Source organism: Methylocaldum sp. 14B (genome assembly GCF_002005105.1).
Lineage (GTDB): Bacteria > Pseudomonadota > Gammaproteobacteria > Methylococcales > Methylococcaceae > Methylocaldum.
Genome location: NZ_MSCV01000074.1, coordinates 1 through 985 on the forward strand (window position 1 = coordinate 1; position 985 = coordinate 985).

At 60.3% G+C, this 985-nt stretch carries 1 protein-coding gene; it reads right to left on the reverse strand.

From position 1 onward, the window contains the following. A partial coding sequence (locus B2A78_RS25410; RefSeq protein WP_143735326.1) for a SulP family inorganic anion transporter occupies window positions 1-985 on the reverse strand: 985 nt, incomplete at both ends.

Consider the following 985-nt stretch of genomic DNA (forward strand, 5'->3'; position numbering starts at 1 on the left):
CGCGTGGCATCGATGATGACATACCCGTTTTCGCCCACCCGGTTCAGATACTCCCGCAACAGCGCCTTGTTGAGAAAAGACACATCCTTGTGCAAGCGCAAGAGATAATTGTTGCCGTGCTGGGTCAGGGTGATCGCCGCCTGGAAGTTGGTTCTAATGACGTAATAGAGACCGACGACCATGCCGACCGCGATGCCCTTCAAGAGATCGGTCGCGAGGATCGCGACGATGGTGACCACGAACGGAATGATCTGGCTCGCCCCCTTGGCGTACATCTCCTTGAACAGCTTGGGTTTGGCCAGCTTGTAGCCGGTCAGGAGCAGGATCGCCGCCAAACAGGCCAAGGGAATCAGGTTCAAGTAGCGGGTGATGAACATCACGCTCAACAGCAGCAAAACGCCATGGATGAAGCAGGCCATCTTGGTGCGGCCGCCCGCGTTCACGTTGGCGGAACTCCGGACGATCACCGCCGTCATCGGCAAGCCGCCGATCAAGCCGCTGAGCAGATTGCCGAGCCCTTGGGCCTTCAGTTCGCGATTGGTCGGGGCGATGCGTTTCAAGGGGTCGATCTTGTCCGCCGCTTCGAGGCTCAGGAGCGTCTCGAGGCTCGCGATGATGGCGATGGTGACCGCCACCGTGTACACCTCGGGATTGGCCCACTGGCTGAAATCGGGCAGGGTGAACTGCTGGAAGAAGCCCGCGACGCCCTGAATCTCCGGGAGGCTCACCAGGTGCTCCTTCGCGATCGCGAAGGCCGGTAGGAAGTGTTGCGAGAGCAGATTGAACGCCACCCCCCAGAGGACCGCGACCAGGGGACCGGGGATCAGGGATAAAACCGCATTCTGTTTGAAGAGGCGGGTCTCCCACAAGAGCATGATGCCGATGGCGACCGTGCTCACGATCACCGCGCCGGGCGAAATCGCTTCGAGCGAATAGGCGAGTTCGGAGAAGGTCGTGTGGCCGTCGGCCTGGACATAGGCTTCAT